Source organism: Kytococcus sedentarius (assembly GCF_041937525.1).
Classification (GTDB): Bacteria; Actinomycetota; Actinomycetes; order Actinomycetales; family Dermatophilaceae; genus Kytococcus; species Kytococcus sedentarius_A.
In genome coordinates this window covers 1,567,627-1,586,563 of the sequence record NZ_CP169391.1, presented here as the reverse complement: position 1 = coordinate 1,586,563, position 18,937 = coordinate 1,567,627, and the positions used below count along the sequence as shown (strand labels likewise).

The following is an 18,937-nucleotide window of genomic DNA, read 5'->3' as shown; positions in this document are numbered from 1 at the left end:
CGCGCTGCCATGAGCCTCCAGAGGGATGGGGTGAGCGTCGCCTCAGCCGCCGGTCGCCCAGGCCTGCGCCGCCGGGTCCCACCGGCCGCGGGTGACCGAGCCGTCCAGCACCGGGTCGAGGCACGCGCCCACGGCGGCCAACGACGCGTCCAGGGTGTGGAAGCGCTCCGGGAACTCGGCGAAGTCCCGCGCCGCGGCCGGGTAGCGCCGCGCCCACTGCTCGCCGGGTGCCCCCATGGCCGCGGGCAGACGCATCCCACGGCGTTGCTCCTCGTGGCGCAGCACCTGGGCGAGTCGCCCCGCATCGAGGGGGAAGGCCTGGGTGATGCGCACCAGATCGGCGAGGTCACGCCAGCGCGTGGAGGCCGAGCCGCGCTTGTGCCGCTCGTACATGCCGCACACCTTGTCGGCCACGTGGTTCTCCAGCGGGACGACGGGCACCTCCGGCAGGTCCGCCAACGACGGGTCGTCGATGACGGGCGTCGGCCGCGCACGATCCACCGGGCCGATGACGTGGCGGCGCCGCGTGACGTCGATGGAGAAGGGCTCGAACAACGCCCCTCCGATGAGGGCGCGCGCCTGGACCGTGTGGGCGCGGGTGCCGTACCCGTCACCCTGGGTGCGGTCGTGCGTGGTGATGCTGTGGAGCTCGAAGGTGAAGCCGTCCCCGGGGTCGCGTGCCACCTTGGCGCGCAGTGCGGCCAGGAGGGTCTCGGCGTCCAGGTCGCCCGGCGGGTGGGCGAGGTCGACGTCCTGGGTGAAGCGACCTCCGCCCAGGCGGACCAGCAGTGCGTTGCCACCGAGCAGGAGCCAGTCGTCATCCGGCTCCGCGAAGAGCCGCTTGAACAGCAGCGCGAACACGAACTGCTTGCGCACCATGCCGACCGGGACGTTCCGGGACCTGGCCGCGGCGCGGAGCCGGTCCGTGAGCTGGCGGTTGCGGGCCTGCGGCGTCTGCGGCCGGCGCGGGGTGGCGGTCATGCGCGCTGCACCACCCGGAGTACCTCCTGGGCGGCTGCCAGCTCTGGCGGGACGCCCACCAGGTGGAAGCACTCCTGCATCAGCTCCGCGTGCCCGGGGAGCTCGAACACCGGGGCGCACCGGTCGAGTGCTGCGAAGAGCGACCCCATCCCGACGTGCCGCACAGAGAACGCATCCCGCACCATCGCTGCGAAGTGGTCGAGGTCCACCACCGGGGCCAGATCCTCCAGCGTGCGCGGCGCCGTCGTGACGGCCAGGCCCTGGGAGGTGGTGTGCTCCGAAGGTGACAGGGTCGCGCGGTGGAAGCGCACGTCATCGTGCACCGTCTGGCGGCGTCGCGGTGAGGTGAACTCGTGCCGGTGGGGGATGACCTCGCCCAGCCCGTGGACGGCGGCGGCAGACAGGTGCGAGACGACGGTGTCCGGCGGGTCGCCGGCCCAGGGGTCGGGCCCGCTGGCCTCCAGCCATGCGGCGCGCAGCTCCTGCAGGGGGCCGTTGGGTGCCGAAGGCAGGGCGTAGACGCCGCGGCGCAGACGCGTGACGTGGCCCTGGTCGGTGAGGCGCTTGAGGTCCAGCGGCGTCACGCCGAAGGCGCCCGCCCGGGCAGTGGTCACCAAGCCCTCGTTCTCCGTTCCGAGCTCGGCAAGGGCGGTCAGGGCATCGCTGGAACGCACAGCCACCTCCCTGCTGACTAGATTGCACCTGAGTGTAATTTAGTCAGCAGGTCAGGGCAAGGCCCTGTGGCGACACCTACAGCGACCGCTCCATCTGCAGCTCCGGCCCCATCGCCTCCACGGCCCGCACACCGGTGGGCTGAAAACCTAGGCGGGCGTAGGCGGCTCGGGCGCGGGCGTTGTCCTCGTGCACCCACAGCGACAGCACCCCGAGGCCCTGGTCGCGCGCCCAGTCGGCCGCCGCCTCCGTGAGCCGGCCCAACAGCCCCCGCCCGCGGTGGGCCGGGTCGACGTAGACGCCCAGCAGCTGGCCGCGGTCCACCGGGATGGTGCCGCCCCCGAACTCCGGCTCACCCGCCCGCTGCACCATGCACACCACGGAGGCGACCCACACCCCATCGGCCGTGGTGGCGACCACCTGCTGCCCGGTCGGCTCGGGCGCATCGGTCGACCACGCCAGCGCGTTCTCCCGCCACTGCTGGTCGGTGCGCGCGGCCGCCTCGTCGTAGCGCGTGTAGAAGGCGATGCGCGCGTCCGGGTCCCGCAGCGCGGCCAGGCGCAGGTCGCGCACCTGCTCCCACTCGTCGGCTCCGATGGGGCGCACGGTCAGGTCGTCAGCCATACCGGGAGGCTGCCACAGGCCGGGCCCCTGCGCCGGCCGCACCGGCGCCGCCGGCCCGCGCCGGCCACGCGCGGCGCCGCACACCGCATCGCCTACTCTCCCCACCATGCGCGCCGTGGTGATCGACGAGGCCGGGGTCCTCCCCACCGTCCAGGACGTCCCCGACCCCGCCTGCCCGCCCGGCGGCGTGGTGCTCGACGTCAGCGCGACCGGGGTGTGCCGCTCGGACTGGCACGCCTGGCAGGGCCACGACCCGGTGCCCCTGCCACACGTGCCCGGCCATGAGCTCGCCGGGACCGTCCGCGAGGTGGGCGAGGGCGTCACCCGCTGGCGCGTCGGCGACCGCGTGACCACGCCCTTCGTCTGCGGGTGCGGTGCCTGCCCCACCTGCGCGGCCGGCGACAGCCAGGTCTGCCCGCAGCAGACACAGCCCGGATTCACCGGCTGGGGCTCCTGGGCCGAGCGGGTGGCGCTGCACGCCGCCGACCACAACCTCGTCGCGCTCCCCGACGGCCTCGATGACGTGCACGCCGCCGCCCTGGGGTGCCGCTTCGCCACGGCCTACCGCGCGCTGGTGGCCCACGGCGGGGTGCAGCCCGGGCAGTGGGTCGCCGTCCACGGGGCCGGTGGGGCGGGGCTGTCGGCGGTGCTGATCGCGCGGGCCCTGGGGGCGCGGGCGGTGGCCGTGGACCTCGCCCCGGCCGCCCTGGACCGCGCCCGCACCCTGGGGGCCGACGCCGCGCTCGACGCCCGCGGCCTGACCCCCGAGCAGGTCGGCGAGGCCGTGCACGACCTGACCGATGGGGGCGCGCACGTCTCGCTCGACGCCTTCGGTGCGCCCTCGGCCGCCGTGGCCTCGGTGCTGTCCCTGCGCCGACGCGGCCGCCACGTGCAGGTGGGCCTGCTGCTGGGCGACGCCGCCCGCACCGGGCTGCCGATGGACCGGGTGGTCGCGTGGGAGCTCGCCGTCCACGGCACGCACGGGCTGGCGGCGCACGACTACCCGGCGATGCTGCAGCTCATCACCGGCGATGCGGGAGGGCCCGGCATTCCGCTGGACGGGCTGGTCGGGCGCGTGGTGGGACTCGACGACGCCCCGGCCGCCCTCGCGGACCTGGCCACGGGCGGCGGGGGCATCACCGTCATCCGCCCCTGAGGTGGGGCGCATCGAACCGCGTGTGACGTCCTGGCCGCTGGGGCGACCGCGCGTGTGACGTTCTGGTTGCCTGGGCGACCGCTTTGCCACACGGGAGTGCCCGCCGGCGACCGCTTTGTCACACGGTCCGCTTCCCGCCCATCGGTTCGTCGTTCTTCGGGCCTGAGAGCGCGATGTGGCCCCAACTGCGACGAACGGTTGCGGAATCCCGAATTGCGACGAACAGATGCCCCCGCGCGTGCGGCGTTCTGGTCGTGGGGCTGGTTCCCGTGTGACGTACTGGCCGCCAAGGCGACCACATCGCCATACGGGAATCCCCGGAGCGGCCACATCGCCACACGGGCGCAGCAACCCCACCCACCCCACGCCGTGCTGTCATCTCACTGTCGCTGACTACTCTTCCCCCATGTCGGCACAGCAGGGCGTCACCCGGGTGGACACCACGTCCGAGGCCGCTGCGCTGCGCCGCCGCCTGCTGGATCCCCAGCGCCGCCACCCGATGGTGGTGCTCACCCAGGACGCCAAGGGCCTGGCCGGGCGGCTGGACGCCGAGGAGATCCACCACGCCCTGCGCGGCCGGGCCGACGTGGTGGAGGTGTCTGACCAGGCCGCCTGGGAGCTCAACGACGGACTGCCCGGCCACGCCAAGGTCTTCGGCGGCGCCGGCCGGGTGTTCCCCGTGCTGCACGAGGGCAAGCTGCTCCCCACGGGAATGGCCCACAAGCCCGAGGGCGAGGCGGACGTCCAGCGCGTCACCCAGCAGCTCATCACCGAGGCCAAGCACACGGTGGCCGGCCGTCGCATGACCGGCCAGCAGCCCCCCGCGCCGGCAGCCGCTGCCCAGCCACCCGGTGGGACGGGCGCAGGTGCCACCCCGGGCGCGCCCACCGCATCGAGGGCGGGCGACCCCGACGCGCTCGCCGCCTGGCTGCTCGACCCCGCCCGCGACCGCCCCGTGCTGGTGGTGACGGCCCCCCTCGATGCGGATGCTCCCCTCATCGACGTCGACCGCCTGCGCGAGGAGGCCGGCCCCGACGCCGACGTGGAGCTGCTCACCACCCGCGCAGCCACCTGGCGCCTCACCGAGCTGCTCGCCGGCGAGGGGGTCTACGGCGGCGCCGGGCGCGTGTACCCCGCCGGCACCGAGTGGCTCGATGACGGACGCCTCGCCCCCCTGCGCCTCGGCCAGGACGAGCGGCAGGCCGCCTGGTCCACCGACGCCCTGGCCCGCGACCTGGTGAACGCCTTGGTGCGCGCCGGCGGCACCAGCTCCACCCCGGAGGGCGCCCGGGAGGTCACGGGCGTGGTGCGCGGCGTGGTGGGTGGCCGCGTGCTGGTGGAGCTGGACGGCGGGGGCAGCGCCGTGCTGTGGCCCGAGCTGGTGGCGCCCGGGGTGCCCGCCGAGCGCATCGCCGCCCCCGGGCAGCAGGTGCGCGGGTTGTTCGACGCCACCCGGGGGCGGGTGGACGTGGAGCCCGATGCGGGGGAGCACGCCGCCTGGTGGCGCGCCCGGGTGCCTGGTGAGGTGGTGCTGGCTCGTGCGATGTCGGTGTCCGATGCGCAGATGGCGGTGGAGCCGGCACCCGGGGTCTCCGTGACGGTGGGTCTGGCGCAGGTGACCGGCAACGAGCTGGACCGCCTCAGCGACCTGGTCAGCCCCGGGGAGGTGCTGGCCGCCCGCGTGGTGGAGGCCCCGGGCGAGGCAGAGTCCGGTGACGCGGGGCGCGGGCTGAGCCTGCTCGACGTGGACGACGAGGAGCAGGTGGTGCCTCCGCCCCCGGTGCTGCCCGGTGGGCCGCCGTGGCTGGACCAGCAGGACTGGGGCGCCGACGCGTGGTCCGATGAGGGGGCGGGCGCCGGTGGCGTGGGGGCTGGCGACGCGTCCGGCGGGGTCGGTGCACCGGGTGGCGCGGGCAGCCCGGATGCCGGTGGGCCGCCCACGCCGGCGCCGGAGCGTCCCGCCGACCCGCCCACGGCCCCGGTGGCCACGCCCGCCAGCACTCCCCGCGAACGGGCACTGGTCGACCAGCTGCGGGCCCTGCAGGAGACCGTGAAGCTGCACTCCCTGGAGGCCACCCGGGCCCGCCGGCAGGTGGAGGTCGAGGCGCGGGAGCGTCAGCGTGCCGAGCAGCAGGTGGAGCGCCTGCGCCGCGAGAACCGGGAGGCCCGCACCCGTGCGCAGCGGGACCGGCAGGCCGAGCGGACCGGGGCCGTGGAGCAGGTGCACGGGTTCGCCGACCCGCAGCGGCAGCTGCGCTGGGAGATCGAGCGCACCTGGGTGGAGACCACCCGGCCCGAGGACAAGGCGGCCTGGCCACCGCCGGCGAGCTACGGCATCGGGCCGGCGATGGTGGACTCGCTGCGCCAGGTGGAGGGGGTCTCGCGGGACCGGGTGCTGCGGGTGGTGGTCGCCGTGCTCACCGGGCGCGGGGTGCCCGAGGACCACGTGCTGCGACGTGACGATGCGGGGAACTCCCCGCCGGTGACGCGCGAGGACGGGGCGGTCTGTCGGCGGGCGCCGCTGCAGCAGAAGACGCCGTCAGCGCGGCGGCTCAGCTACTGGAAGCTGCCGGACGGGACGCTCGAGCTCTCCCGCGTGGCGCTCCACGACGACCTGGAGCCCTGAGGCGGGCCGGGCCACAGCGGCGGGCGACGCTCACCTCATCCGGTCAGGAAGGACAGCCGCACCGTGCGGTCGTGGTTGTCCACGTTCAGGTCCACCAGGCACACCGACTGCCAGGTGCCCAGGGCGAGGCGACCGTCCACCACGGGCACGGTGGCGTGGGGCGGGACGATGGCCGGCATCACGTGCGAGCGGCCGTGCCCGGGGGTGCCGTGGGCGTGCTTCCACCGGTCGTCGGCGGGGAGCAGGTCGCCCAGGGCGGACAGCAGGTCGTCGTCGCTGCCGGCGCCGGTCTCGATGATGGCGATGCCCGCCGTCGCGTGCGGCACGAAGAGCTGCAGCAGCCCGTCACCCTGCCCGGCCACGAACTCCTCGCAGTCGCGGGTGATGTCCAGCACGACGTCCTGGCTGCCGGTGCGGTACTCACGTGTGGTCGTCTCCATGGCCTCGATGCTGTCACGCACCCGGGCGGCCGTCGCGCCCGTCGGCCCGGCACGCGGGGCCACCCCGCTCCGGCCGCTGTCTCTCGCTGTCGCTGACTACTCTTCACCCATGGCCGGACAGCAGGGCGTCACCCGGGTGGAGACCGACTCCGAGGCCGCTGCCCTGCGCCGCCGCCTCCTGGACCCGCAGCGCCGCCACCCACTGGTGGTGCTCACCGAGGACGCCAAGGGCCAGGCCGGCGTGCTGGACCCCGAGGAGATCCACGCCGCCCTGCGCGGTCGCGCGGACGTCTGCGTGGTCGCGGCCCAACCGGCCTGGGAGCTCAACGCCGGACTGCCCGGCCACGCCCAGGTCTTCGGCGGCGCCGGACGCGTCTTCCCCGCCCTCCAGGACGGCAAGCTGCTGCCCCCACTGGCCCACAAGCCCGAGTCCGCCTCCGAGGTCGACCGCGTCACCCAGCGCCTCATCACCGAGGCCAAGCACCAGGTGGCCGGGCGCCGCATGACCGGCCAGCAGCCCGCCCCGGCCACCACGCGCACCGCAGCCGGCCACGGGAGCCCGGCGGCCGCGGATGGTGGGCACACCGCATCGCCCCAGGACCCCGACGCCCTCGCTGAGCACCTGCTCGACCCCGCCCGCGCCCGCCCCGTCGTCGTGGTGACGGCGCCGCTCGATGCGGACGCTCCCCTCATCGACGTCGCTCGCCTGCGGGAGGAGGCCGGGCCCGACGCCGACGTGGAGGTGCTCACCACGCGGGCGGCCACCTGGCGCCTCACCGAGCGGCTGCAGGGCGAGGGGGTCTACGGCGGCGCCGGGCGCGTCTACCCGCCGGGCACCGACTGGCTCGATGACGGGCGCCTCGCCCCACTGCGCCTCGGCCAGGACGAGCGGCAGGCGCAGTGGTCCACCGAGGCGCTCTCGCGGGACCTGGTCAACGCGCTGGTGCGCACCGGCGGCACGTCCACCACCCCGGAGGGCGCCCGTGAGGTGACCGGCACGGTGCGCGGCGTGGTCGGCGGGCGGGGGTTGGTGGAGCTCGACGGCGGCGGGTCGGCCGTGCTGTGGCCCGAGCTGGTCGCCCCCGGGGTTCCGGCGGAGCGGATCGTGGCCCCCGGGCAGCGCGTCACCGGCTGGTTCGACGCCACCCGTGGGCGCGTGGACGTCACGCCCGATGCGGGGGAGCACGCCGCGTGGTGGCGCGCCCGGGTGTCCGGTGAGGTGGTGCTGGCTCGGGTGGCGGAGGTGTCCGACGCGACGATGGAGCTGGAGCCGGCCCCGGGCGTGACGGTGGCGGTGGGCCTGGCGCAGGTGACCGGCAACGAGCTGGACCGGCTGCGCGACCTGGTGAGCCCCGGGGAGGTGCTGGCCGCGCGGGTCGTGGCGGGCGCGGGCGAGGGCGCGGGCGCGAGGCCGGAGGGCGCGGGCGCGGCTGCCGCGGGCGAGGACGGCACGTCCAGCGCCCTCGGGTTGAGCCTGCTCGACGTGGACGACGACGAGGCCGTGGTCCCGGCCCCGGCGTTGCTGCCCGGGGGGCCGCCGTGGCTGGACCAGCAGGACTGGGGCACGCACGTCGACCTGCCGGGTGAGGGTGGCCCGGGCGCTGGGGAGCCGGGCGCGGACGGTGGGGGCACGGCATCGGAGGGGACGGGCGCCGCGCCGGGTCCTGGGGTGACCACGGCAGCGGGCAGCCAGCCGAGCGACCCGCCGACCGGCCCCCTGGTCACGCCGGGCAGCACCCCGCGCGAGCGGGCACTGGCCGAGCGGGTGCGGGACCTGCAGGAGATGGTGAAGCTGCACTCGATGGAGGCGGCGCGGGCCCGGCGGCAGGTGGAGGTCGAGGCGCGGGAGCGGCAGCGCGCCGAGCAGCAGGTGGGGCGCCTGCGCCGCGAGAACCGCGAGGCCCGCACCCGGGCCCAGCGCGAACGGCAGGCCGGGCGGACCGGGGCGGTGGACCAGGTGCACGGCTTCGCCGACCCCGAGCGGCAGCTGCGGTGGGAGCTCGAGCGCACCTGGGTGGAGACCACCCGGCCCGAGGACAAGGCGACGTGGCCGCTGCCGGCGAGCTACCGCATCGGACCGGCCATGGCGGACTCACTGCGCACGGTGGAGGGCGTCTCGCGCGACCGCGTACTGCGCGTGGCCGTGGCGGTGCTCACCGGGCGCGGGGTGGACGAGGACCACGTGCTGCGGCGCGGCGAGGCGGGCAACGCCCCGGCCGTCACGCGCGAGGACGGCGCGGTCTGCCGGCGTGCGCCCCTGCAGCAGAAGACGCCCTCGGCCCGGCGGTTGAGCTACTGGCGGCTGCCGGACGGCACCATCGAGCTCTCCCGGGTGGCGCTGCACGACGACCTGGAGCCCTGAGGCGGGGCTCACCCCATCAGCCCCGCAGCCACCGCTTCTCGATGCGGGCGACCGTCACCGCGCCCACCGCGCGGAAGGGGTGCACGGGGTCGGGGTCGGACGAGCCGGTGGGCCCGCCGAGCTCGGTGTGGGCCACGGCGCTCATCAGCGCGTACGCGTCGCCGGGGCTGTAGCCGTGCTCCTGCGTGAGCACCGCGAAGAGCGACTCGTACGCCATCGCGACGGAGTCCTGCACCGGGTCACCCAGGCCGACGCAGAGCAGCTCGTCGCCGGTGTCGATGCGGGGTGCGCGCAGGGGAGTCGCCACATCGGTGGCCTTGACGAGGTCGACCGAGACGGTGGCGCGGCCGGCGGCCTCGATGGCGACGAAGGACGACTCGCCGCGGCTCATCACTGCGTGCAGGTCACCGATGTAGAGCAGCGCGCCGGCCACCTGCACCGGCAGGTACACGGTGCTGCCCACGGCGGCATCGGTGAGGTCCATGTTGCCGCCGGTGGGGTAGCTGGGCATGACCGTGGACATCTCGTCGGCGGCCGCGGCGACACCGATGCAGCCGATCATCGGCGCCATGTCGACCACCAGCTCGTCGGACAGGTGGGCGCGGCCGTCGGCCAGCGGGATGCGGCGGACGAACCACTCGTCGCCCATCACCCCGGCCAACGCGCCGGCGCCGGGGATGTAGACCGACCACCCGTGGTCGCCCAGCTCGATGCCGTGCACGGTCACCGCGAGCACGTCGCCGGGCTCGGCGCCGTCGACGAACACCGGGCCGGTGACGGGGTTGAGCGGCGCGGTCACCTGCGCCAGGTCGCGGAACTCGTCCATCTGCGCGTAGGCAGCGTCGTCGGTCTCGAAGGTGATGCGCTCGCCGGTGCCGGGAGCGACCCGCAGCACGGGCTCGCGGGCGGCGTCGATGCCGGGGGCGCCGGCGTCCTTGGACAGCAGGTGGGTGGTCATGCCCCGAGCGTAGGCGGCGCGGTGCTGCCTACGCTGGGGGGATGCACACCCCATCGAACGACCCGGTGGCCGAGGCGCGGGCGGCCCGGCTGCGCTACCGCGCCGGGGAGGTGCGGACCACCAGCGGAGTGGCCCCGGGCGTGACGCAGGCGAACCTCGTGGTGCTGCCGGCCGACTGGGCGTTCGACATGCTGCTGCTGGCCCACCGCAACCCGGCCCCCATGCCGCTGCTGGACGTCACCGACCCCGGCGACCCCACCACCTCCTGGGCCGAGGAGGCCGACCTGCGCACCGACCTGCCGGCCTACCGCATCTGGCGCGACGGGCGGGTGGTCGAGGAGGTGGCTGACGCCACCGACCACTGGAAGGACGATGCCGTGGCCTTCCTGTTCGGGTGCTCGTTCGGCTTCGAGGCGGCGCTGCAGAGCGCAGGGGTGCCGGTGCGGAACATCGAGCAGGGGCGGAACGTGGCCATGTACCGCACCAACCGGCCGCTCGTGCCAGCCAGGCGGCTGCACGGGGAGCTGGTGGTCTCCATGCGGCCGATGCCGATGGGCCTGGTGCCGCTGGCGTCGACGACCAGCGCTGCGGTGCCTCTGGCGCACGGGTCGCCGGTGCACGCCGGGGACCCGACCGGGTTGGGGATCGGCGACCTGGAGCGGCCGGACTTCGGGGAGGCGACCGAGCTGGAGCCCGGGGACGTGCCGGTTTTCTGGGCGTGTGGGGTGACGCCGCAGGTGGTGTTGGAGGCGTCGCGCCCGCCGTGGGCGATCACGCACGCGCCGGGGCACATGTTCGTGACGGACGTGCTCGACGGGCGGCGGTAGGCGGGAGTGTGGCCGGGGGCTGGTCGGCCGGTCGGGGGCCGGTCGGGAAGCTGGCAACCCGGTGCCCGGCCGTCACGCACGAGTGGACACAGCAATGCGGCACCTGACATACCGAACACGGTGTGTCAGGTGCCGCTTGGGTGTGTCAGCTCCTGGCAGGGGGCTGCGTCAGCCGACGTATCCCATCCGCATGTTGCGCTTCTGGGCTCCCTTGTGGGCATCGAAGATGTTCCACAGCCAGGTGGCGAACATGAACGGCCACATGATCCACCCGAGCAGGATGAAGGTGAGCAGGGCCGAGAGGATGCCCATGCCTACCATCGCGCAGAAGAACATGAGGCCCCTCGCCACGTCGCCGTTGACCAACTGGCCGAGGCCGGCGATGAAGAAGCTGGCGACGGCGGCAAGCTCAGGGCTCTTTGGAGTGGCCATCATCTGACCGTTGGGCCCGGCGTGACCGTTCGGGCCGGCGAGGCCCTGCTGGCCGGGGTACTGGTGCGAGGAGCCGGCGAAGTGCTGGCCGGGCTGCTGACCGGGGTAGGAGCCCGCCTGCAGGTGCCCGGTGTGGGACGGGTTGCCCTGCGGGTACGGGGCCAGTGCGTTCTGCTGGGGCGTCTCCTGGCCGGGCGCCCAGGTGCTCGACTGCGGGCCCGTGTGCTCGTGCGGCGGGGTCGTCGGCTGCGGGCCGTCGGTGGCGTCGAGCGGGCTGGCGCCCTGCGGGGTGCGGTCGTCCATGGTGTTCTCCCTGGGGATGGGGCGTGTGGGCGGTGGCCGGTCGCGCGGCGATCAGCTGATGCTGGGGATCCTCGCCCCATCGGCTGTCGTTGCGCTGTCGGGCCCCGCATCAGGCGGCGACGACGGCGACGCTGGCGACGGCGCCAGCGGTAACTGCCGGGCGGGACTACGCGGGTGTGTGGGTGGGGGGAGTGGGCGTGCCAGGTCCGTGATGAGGCCACGCCACCGCCGCGCCACCCCGCCATCACCCGGGCCGTCCCGCGCGCTTACAGTGGCCCGGGTCACAGTCGACCGCCCGGGAGGCCCGCCATGACCGACACCACCACGCCCACCGGTTGCCCCGTCGCGCACACCGCTGCACACCGCGAGCAGCACGCTGGACGCCACCCCTTCGACCCCTTTGGCGACGCCTACCAACACGACCCCGCCGCCGCCACGGCTGTGTTCCGCAAGGAACAGCCCGTGTTCTACGACGAGGCCCTCGGCTACTGGGTCGTCACACGCTATGAGGACGTGCGCGCCGTCTTCCGCGACCACGAGACGTTCAGCCCCCGCATCGCGCTGGAGAAGATCACCCCCACCACCGACGAGGCCACCGAGGTCCTGCGCTCCTACGACTTCGGCCTGAACCGCACGCTCGTCAACGAGGACGAGCCCGCCCACATGGCCCGCCGCCGCGCCCTGATGGGTTCCTTCGCCCCCGAGCACCTGGCCGAGCACGAGCCGATGGTCCGCCGCCTCACCCGCGAGGCCGTGGACGCCTTCATCGACGAGGGCCGCGCCGACCTGGTCACCCAGCTGCTCTACTGGATACCGCTGAACGTCGCCTTCCACTTCCTCGGTGTGCCGGAGGACGACATGGAGACCCTCAAGCGCTTCTCGGTGGCCCACACCGTGAACACCTGGGGCCGTCCCACGCCCGAGCAGCAGGTGGAGGTGGCACACAACGTCGGGCAGTTCTGGCAGTACGCCGGCGAGGTTCTCGAGAAGATCCGCCAGGAGCCTGACGCCCCGGGGTGGATGCCGTTCAGCGTGCGGGCGCAGGCCGAGCAGCCCGAGGTCGTCACCGACTCCTACCTGCACTCGATGATGATGGCCGGCATCGTCGCAGCGCACGAGACCACGGCCCACGCCTCGGCCAACATGGTCAAGCTGCTCATGGAGCACCGCGCGGTCTGGGACGAGGTCTGCGCCAATCCGGCCCTGCTCGCCAACACGGTGGAGGAGAGCCTGCGCCACGCCGGGTCCGTGGCCGCCTGGCGGCGGCTGGCACTCCGCGACACCCAGGTGGGTGGCGTGGACATCCCAGAGGGGGCAAAGCTCCTCATCGTGAGCGCCTCGGCCAACCACGACGAGCGCCACTTCGCCGATGCGGACACCGTCGACCCACGCCGCGAGTCCGCCGCCGAGCACCTCACGTTCGGCTACGGCGTCCACCAATGCCTGGGCAAGAACCTCGCCCGGATGGAGATGCAGGTCTTCCTCGAGGAGCTCACCACTCGCCTGCCCCACATGCGCCTGGTGGCCGGCCAGGAGTTCTCCTACGTGCCCAACACCTCGTTCCGCGGCCCGGAGCACCTCTGGGTGGAGTGGGACCCCACGGCCAACCCGGAGCGCACGAACCCCGGCATCCTGGACCGCCACCGGCCGATCACCATCGGTGAGCCTTCCAAGGGCGCACTCTCGCGGGTCCTCACCGTCGATGCGGTGACGCCCCTGACCGCGGAGGTCGTCGGCATCCGCCTGGTCGACCCCTCCGGAAAGCCGCTGCCCCGGTGGACCTCCGGCGCCCACATCGACCTCGACTGCGGCGAGGGGGAGGACGGCCTGCGCTCGCGCCAGTACAGCCTGTGCGGCGATCCGGGCGCCGACCACCTGGAGATCGCGGTGCTGCGCGAGGACGAGGGGCGGGGCGGCTCGGCCTGGGTGCACGACACCATCCGGCCGGGTCAGCAGGTGACGGTCCGTGGGCCACGGAACCACTTCGGCCTCGATGAGGGGAGCGGCCCGCTCGTGCTCGTCGCCGGCGGCATCGGCATCACGCCGGTCCTCGCCCACGCCGATGCCGCGAAGGCGGCGGGCCGCGACTACCGCGTGCACTACCTGGGCCGGTCGCGCTCCACGATGGCGCTGCTGGACCGCCTGGAACGTGACCACGGCGACCGGGTCACCGTGCACGCCGCCGATGAGGGACAGCGCGCCGACCTGCCCGCGCTGCTGGCCGACCTGCCCGAGGACGCCCGTGTCTACGCCTGCGGACCGCAGCGACTGCTGGACGCGCTGACGGACCTGGCCGCCGACTGGCCGGAGGACATGCTCCAACTGGAGCACTTCGCCAGCACCCTGGGTGCCCTCGATCCGACGGTCGAGCACGCCTTCACCGTGGAGCTGGAGACCAGCGGCCAGACCCTCGAGGTGGCCGCCGACACCACCGTGCTGGACACCCTGCGCGCCGCCGGCATCGACGTCCCCAGCGACTGCGAGGAGGGCCTCTGCGGGTCGTGCGAGGTGCCGGTTCTCTCCGGGGAGGTGGACCACCGCGACGTGGTGCTCACCGCATCGGAGCGACGTGCCGGCCGGTCGATGATGACCTGCTGCTCGCGGGCCTGCGGCGACCGGCTCGTGCTCGACCTCTGACCGGTGTGGCTCAGCCGGCGAGGAAGCGGTTGATCTCCGTGGCGGTGCGGATCGGCGCCTCGTTCATGGCGTAGTGCCCCGCATCGGGCAGCACCACGACCTCCGCGGAGGGCATGAGCTCGCACCAGGTGGCCCGGATGGTCTGCTCGCCCAGTGCCGGGTCGTGTGCGCCCACGATGGCGAGGCTGCGGGCGGCGTCGCCGGGGACCTCATCGGCGAAGTCCGCGGACACCCACGAACGGAAGTGGGCGCCGAAGGCCTCCTCGGTGGACTCGGTGCGGGAGGTCGCGACCATCGCGTCGATCCACCGGCGGCTCAGGCGGCTGCCCGTGGTGACGTCGATGATGGTGGCGCGGTTCTCGTCGGCCTGCGCCGCGCCGCCGAAGAGCGCTTCCCCATCGGCGTCGAGCGGAGTGGGGGAGGCGGGGACGGGGCTGATGCCGATGATCGCCTCCACCCGGTCCGGTGCCAGGGAGAGCACGCGCTGGGCGGCGGCACCCCCCATCGAGTGGCCCACCACCGAGAAGGTCCCGGCGCCCAGCTGGTCCGCGGCGGCCAGGGCGTCGCGGGCGATCTCGTCCAGGGTGAACTCGCCTGCCTCGTCCCGGCGGCGGCCGTACCCGCGGTGGTCGAGGAAGACGTGGGTGCAGGCGTCAGCGTCGAGGGTGTCGACGAACTCGGTGCCCCACCCGGCCTGGGCCGAGCCGAACCAGCCATGAAGGTAGAGGACCGTGTGGTCGCCGGAGCCGTGGGTGCGAGGGGAGGTGTCCATGCGCCGACGTTAGTGGGGCAGCAGGCGGGGGGCCACCCCTTGGGTGCCCCCGAGCCGCGGTCAGAAGGAACCGAAGGCCATGCCCAGCCCCACGGCGGCCACAAGGCCCACCAACGGCACCAGCACGGTCACCACGAAGATGTCCTTGTAGGACTCGCGGTGGGTCAGTCCGGTGACCAGCAACAGCGTGATGATGGCGCCGTTGTGCGGCATCGAGTCGAAGCTGATCGAGGCCATGGCGGCCACGCGGTGCAGCACCTCGGGGTCGATGCCCAGGGCGTTCGCCTGGGAGAGCAGCTGCTCGCCGAAGGTGTTCAGGGAGATGGTCAGACCGCCGGAGGCCGACCCGGTCACGCCGGCGATGCCCGCCGTGGACAGGGCCGTGGTCACGATGGGGTTGTCCGAGACGTCGAAGATGCCGTCGCGGATGAGGGCGAACGCAGCCAGAGCGGCGATCACCGCGCCGTAGGCCACCTCGCTGGCGGTCGTGAAGACCGGCAGCACGGAGTTCTTGGCACCCTGCGACAGGCCTTCCACGTAGGTCCGGGCGCGGCGGGGCCGCAGCAGGAAGATCACCACGATGGCGGCGAGCATGGCCACGGCCACCGACCAGATGCTGGCCACCTGCTCCACCGTGACGCCGCCGTACTTCTCCTCCGACAGGTAGGCGGTGTCCATGGCGGGAATGACCACGTAGGTGAGCAGCGCGTTGACGCCCACGACCACCAGGATCGGCAGCAGCCCGATCAGGCCCTGGGCGGTGCTCACTCGCCGGGTCGCGCGGGAGTCGTCCGCGGTGAGGGGAGTCACCGCATCGGAGGAGGAGGGGCGACCGGCGTCGGCGTCGCGGCGCTCGATCTCGGTCAGGTCGGTGTACGACTCGCCCGCCGCGGCCAGCTGGCGCTGCCGCACCGCGAGCCACCACATGCCCAGGCCGAACACGATGACGGCGCACACCAGGGCGAGGCCGGGTGCGGCGAACGTGTTGGTGCCGAAGAAGCGGGTGGGGATGGCGTTGTGGATCTGCGGCGAGCCGGGGAGGGCCGCGGTCGCGAAGGTGAAGATGCCCAGCGCGATGGCGGCGGGCATGAGGCGGCGGGGGATGTCGGCCTGCCGGAAGAGGAAGGTGGCCACCGGGAACATCGTGAAGACGATGACCCACGCGCTGATGCCGCCATACGTGAGCAGAGCGGTGGAGAGCACCGTGACCAGCAGGGCGTGCTTGGGCCCGAGGCGGTCGGAGATCCAACTGGCGAGGTCCTCTGCGTACCCGCTGTCGGTCATGAGTTTGCCCAGGATGGCACCGGTGAGGAACAGCGGGAAGAAGGTGCTGAGGAACCCGGCCAGCGCCGGCATGAAGATCTGCGTGTAGGTACCCAGCAGCGGGGCGCCGGAGAAGAGTGCTGCCACGAGAGCCGCGACCGGTGCCACGACCAGGACGGAGTGCCCGCGGTACGCGAGAACGATGAGCAGGATCAACGAGACGGCAATGCCGATGAGGCCGAGGGTCACGAGGCTTCCTCTCCGGAATGTGGCGTGGGTCACCCGGACAGTACTGCGTGGCGGAGGCCTGCGGCGCGCGACGCCCCGTGGCGGCGGGTGTCCCACCCTGAGAGCACACCGTCGCGGTGACCGGGCGACGCGCGTCAGACTCCGCCGCTGCGCTCGTCCTCGTCGGTGATGGCCACCCCCGCGATCAGTACGCCCAGCCCCACGGCTCCGGCCAGGATGAACGGCACCCAGCCGCCGAACCCGTCGTCCTCCGGCATGGCGGTGCGGAGGAGCAGCAGTGTCAACACCATCGACACCATGGCCGCCAAGCGCCAGCCTGCGCGTCGCTTGTCCATCGTTCCCTCCTCGAGGTGTGGCGGAGGAGACCGTACCGGCGCCACGTCCTTTCGCCAGGGGGACCCGGCACGGCAAAGGTGAACCCGGCACGCCGTGTTCGGCGTGCCGGGTTCACCTTTGGCGCGCCAGCTTGCCGTGGTCGGCGCCCCGGCGTCCGAGCGCCTTGGGGCGAGTGCCCGCCCGCCCCGCACCAGCGCCCCGCACCGGCGCCCCCTCCCCACGTCACCCGCCCCCACCACCCCTTGCCGCCGCACCGGCCCCCCGATAGGTTCGGCGTGACGCAGGACACACAGCCACGGCTGCCAACACCCCGGCCGCCAGCAACAGGAGGCCGCATGCCGCTCTACGACATCCGGTGCGAGGCGCAGCACCACACAGAGCTGCGCATCCCCCTGTCGCAGGCCGACGCGCCCCTGACCTGCCCCACCTGCGGCTCCGACGCCCGGCGCCTCCCCTCATCGCCCGGCCTCGGCCGCAGCCAGTCCACGGCCGGCCGCCTCATCGACTCCACCCGGGCGACCGCGCACACCCCCGGCGTCGTCGATGCGGTGCCGCCCGGTCGCGCGCAGCGCGCCACCCCCGTGAGCCGCGACCCCCGCCACGCCAAGCTTCCCCGCCCCTGACCCACCCCGACCGCCGCCTCGGGAGGTCCGGGGCGGCCCGCCCGAAGGAGAGCCCGATGCCGACGAACATCTTCCCGCTGGACTCCGACAAGTCCTTCACCGACCAGGAGAAGCTGGGCCACAACCGGTGGCACCCGGACATCCCCCCGGTGGCCACCGTCAAGCCGGGCGACACCTTCCGCGTGGACTGCCGTGAGTGGTTCGACGGCTTCATCAAGAACGACGACTCCGCCGATGACGTCCGCGACGCCCCGCTGAACAGCGTCCACACACTCTCCGGCCCCTTCCGTGTGGAGGGCGCCAAGCCCGGCGACCTGCTGGTGGTCGACATCCTCGACGTCGGCCCGATCCCGCAGGAGGAGGGCCCGCTCGCCGGCCAGGGCTGGGGCTACACCGGCATCTTCGCCAAGAAGAACGGTGGCTCCTTCCTCACCGACCAGTTCCCCGACGCGTACAAGGCCGTGTGGGACTTCACCGGTCAGACCGCCACCTCCCGCCACGTCCCGGGGGTGAGCTTCACCGGCATCATCCACCCCGGCCTCATGGGCACCGCCCCCTCCGCCGAGCTGCTCGGGAAGTGGAACGCCCGCGAGGCCGCCCTCATCGCCACCGACCCCGAGCGCGTGCCGCCGCTGGCCCTGCCGCCGCAGCCCGACTCCGCCGTCCTGGGCGGCGTGCCCGAGGGCGAGTTCGATCGCGTGGCCGGCGAGGCCGCCCGCACCGCCCCGCCCCGCGAGAACGGCGGCAACCAGGACATCAAGAACCTGTCCAAGGGCACCCGCGTCTTCTACCCCGTCTTCGTCGATGGGGCGAACTTCTCCGTGGGTGACCTGCACTTCAGCCAGGGTGACGGTGAGATCACCTTCTGCGGCGGCATCGAGATGGGCGGCTTCATCGACTTCCACGTCGACGTGATCCCCGGCGGCATGGAGAAGTACGGCGTCAAGGAGAACGCCATCTTCATGCCCGGCAACGTGGAGCCCCGCTACAGCCAGTGGCTCAGCTTCTCCGGCACCTCCGTCACCCTCGATGGGGAGCAGCGTTACCTCGACTCGCACCTCGCCTACCAGCGGGCCTGCCTGCACGCCATCGAGTACCTCACCACCTTCGGCTGGTCCGCCGAGCAGGCCTACCTGCTGCTGGGCGCCGCGCCCATCGAGGGCCGGCTCTCGGGTGTGGTGGACATCCCCAACGCGTGCGCGACGGTCTACCTGCCCACGGAGATCTTCGACATCGACATCCGGCCCACGGCGGGCGAGCCTGCCCGCATCGACCCGGGGATCGGCGCCCCGAAGTCCGTGATGGGGTGAGCCTCGCCGCGTCGAGGGGGCGCCCCGCCTGACGGGTGGGGCGCCTCGCCTGCTGGGTGGGGCGCCTCAGACGGTGCCGCGGTCGGAGTCGTCCAGGTGCGCGTCGCGGGGGTCGCGGGGCTCAGCCAGCGCCAGCCCCACCACCAGCACCGTCCCGCCCAGGAAGGCGGCGATGAGGAAGGGCCCCCAGCCCTCGAAGCTGGTCAGCGAGGGCCACTCGTCACCCAGCACCCACCAGGCCAGGAAGAAGGCCACGGCCGCGGCCATGGTGGCGCCGGCGACCTTGCGCTGATCGCGCGGGGAGCGGGGGCCCGGGGAGCTGGACTGGGGCATCGGTGACCTTTCGACGGGGCGGGCACACTCCAT

17 protein-coding genes are annotated in these 18,937 nt (G+C 73.7%); 7 read left to right on the top strand and 10 right to left on the bottom strand.

Annotation, left to right across the window (positions count from 1 at the left end; all coding sequences use genetic code 11):
• Positions 1-42: 42 nt before the first annotated feature.
• The 3 genes from ACEY2A_RS07300 to ACEY2A_RS07290 form a co-directional block, all read right to left on the bottom strand.
• Positions 43-981, bottom strand: coding sequence for a nucleotidyl transferase AbiEii/AbiGii toxin family protein (locus tag ACEY2A_RS07300; protein WP_374927940.1), 939 nt, complete (start codon positions 979-981; stop codon positions 43-45).
• Entirely contained in the window at positions 978-1,655 is a 678-nt protein-coding gene (locus tag ACEY2A_RS07295) for a type IV toxin-antitoxin system AbiEi family antitoxin domain-containing protein (RefSeq protein ID WP_374927939.1), read from the bottom strand. The genes ACEY2A_RS07300 and ACEY2A_RS07295 overlap by 4 nt, the downstream gene beginning before the upstream one ends.
• Before the next feature lie 76 nt (positions 1,656-1,731).
• Positions 1,732-2,277 (bottom strand): GNAT family N-acetyltransferase, encoded by a 546-nt coding sequence (locus ACEY2A_RS07290; protein ID WP_374927938.1) that lies wholly within the window; start codon positions 2,275-2,277, stop codon positions 1,732-1,734.
• 106 nt (positions 2,278-2,383) lie between these two features.
• On the opposite strand from ACEY2A_RS07290, the gene ACEY2A_RS07285 reads away from it, so the two are divergent.
• Positions 2,384-3,433 (top strand): zinc-dependent alcohol dehydrogenase family protein, encoded by a 1,050-nt coding sequence (locus ACEY2A_RS07285; RefSeq protein WP_374927937.1) that lies wholly within the window; start codon positions 2,384-2,386, stop codon positions 3,431-3,433.
• Between the two features lie 406 nt (positions 3,434-3,839).
• The gene (locus ACEY2A_RS07280) at positions 3,840-6,059 is read left to right on the top strand and encodes a hypothetical protein (protein ID WP_374927936.1); all 2,220 of its coding nucleotides are present in this window, start codon (positions 3,840-3,842) and stop codon (positions 6,057-6,059) included.
• Between the two features lie 35 nt (positions 6,060-6,094).
• On the opposite strand, the gene ACEY2A_RS07275 is transcribed toward ACEY2A_RS07280, so the two are convergent.
• Positions 6,095-6,499, bottom strand: a complete 405-nt coding sequence (locus tag ACEY2A_RS07275) for a secondary thiamine-phosphate synthase enzyme YjbQ (RefSeq protein ID WP_374927935.1) — start codon at positions 6,497-6,499, stop codon at positions 6,095-6,097.
• Between the two features lie 109 nt (positions 6,500-6,608).
• Between ACEY2A_RS07275 and ACEY2A_RS07270 the strand changes: the two genes are divergently transcribed.
• On the top strand, positions 6,609-8,861 hold the full coding sequence (locus tag ACEY2A_RS07270) for a hypothetical protein (protein ID WP_374927934.1): 2,253 nt from the start codon (positions 6,609-6,611) through the stop codon (positions 8,859-8,861).
• 16 nt (positions 8,862-8,877) lie between these two features.
• On the opposite strand, the gene ACEY2A_RS07265 is transcribed toward ACEY2A_RS07270, so the two are convergent.
• On the bottom strand, positions 8,878-9,819 hold the full coding sequence (locus ACEY2A_RS07265) for an acetamidase/formamidase family protein (RefSeq protein WP_374927933.1): 942 nt from the start codon (positions 9,817-9,819) through the stop codon (positions 8,878-8,880).
• 41 nt (positions 9,820-9,860) lie between these two features.
• Between ACEY2A_RS07265 and ACEY2A_RS07260 the strand changes: the two genes are divergently transcribed.
• Entirely contained in the window at positions 9,861-10,646 is a 786-nt protein-coding gene (locus ACEY2A_RS07260; RefSeq protein ID WP_204159557.1) for a putative hydro-lyase, read from the top strand.
• A 168-nt stretch (positions 10,647-10,814) separates the two neighbouring features.
• Here ACEY2A_RS07260 and ACEY2A_RS07255 read toward each other — a convergent pair whose 3' ends face one another.
• A complete protein-coding gene (locus ACEY2A_RS07255; RefSeq protein ID WP_374927932.1) occupies positions 10,815-11,381 on the bottom strand; it encodes a hypothetical protein in 567 nt (188 codons plus the stop codon).
• A 309-nt stretch (positions 11,382-11,690) separates the two neighbouring features.
• Between ACEY2A_RS07255 and ACEY2A_RS07250 the strand changes: the two genes are divergently transcribed.
• The gene (locus ACEY2A_RS07250; RefSeq protein ID WP_374927931.1) at positions 11,691-14,018 is read left to right on the top strand and encodes a cytochrome P450/oxidoreductase; all 2,328 of its coding nucleotides are present in this window, start codon (positions 11,691-11,693) and stop codon (positions 14,016-14,018) included.
• Positions 14,019-14,028: 10 nt separating this feature from the next.
• On the opposite strand, the gene ACEY2A_RS07245 is transcribed toward ACEY2A_RS07250, so the two are convergent.
• The 3 genes from ACEY2A_RS07245 to ACEY2A_RS07235 form a co-directional block, all read right to left on the bottom strand.
• Positions 14,029-14,790 carry an alpha/beta fold hydrolase gene (locus ACEY2A_RS07245; RefSeq protein ID WP_374927930.1) on the bottom strand — a complete coding sequence of 254 codons (762 nt, stop codon included), beginning with the start codon at positions 14,788-14,790 and terminating at the stop codon, positions 14,029-14,031.
• A 60-nt stretch (positions 14,791-14,850) separates the two neighbouring features.
• A complete protein-coding gene (locus tag ACEY2A_RS07240; protein WP_374927929.1) occupies positions 14,851-16,302 on the bottom strand; it encodes a GntP family permease in 1,452 nt (483 codons plus the stop codon).
• A 134-nt stretch (positions 16,303-16,436) separates the two neighbouring features.
• The gene (locus ACEY2A_RS07235; protein WP_374927928.1) at positions 16,437-16,637 is read right to left on the bottom strand and encodes a hypothetical protein; all 201 of its coding nucleotides are present in this window, start codon (positions 16,635-16,637) and stop codon (positions 16,437-16,439) included.
• Between the two features lie 336 nt (positions 16,638-16,973).
• Between ACEY2A_RS07235 and ACEY2A_RS07230 the strand changes: the two genes are divergently transcribed.
• Positions 16,974-17,261 (top strand): FmdB family zinc ribbon protein, encoded by a 288-nt coding sequence (locus ACEY2A_RS07230; protein ID WP_374927927.1) that lies wholly within the window; start codon positions 16,974-16,976, stop codon positions 17,259-17,261.
• A gap of 56 nt (positions 17,262-17,317) precedes the next feature.
• Positions 17,318-18,571, top strand: a complete 1,254-nt coding sequence (gene fmdA, locus ACEY2A_RS07225; RefSeq protein WP_374927926.1) for a formamidase — start codon at positions 17,318-17,320, stop codon at positions 18,569-18,571.
• Positions 18,572-18,637: 66 nt separating this feature from the next.
• Here fmdA and ACEY2A_RS07220 read toward each other — a convergent pair whose 3' ends face one another.
• Complete coding sequence (locus tag ACEY2A_RS07220; RefSeq protein ID WP_374927925.1) at positions 18,638-18,904, bottom strand: hypothetical protein; 267 nt, start codon at positions 18,902-18,904, stop codon at positions 18,638-18,640.
• Positions 18,905-18,937: the final 33 nt, after the last annotated feature.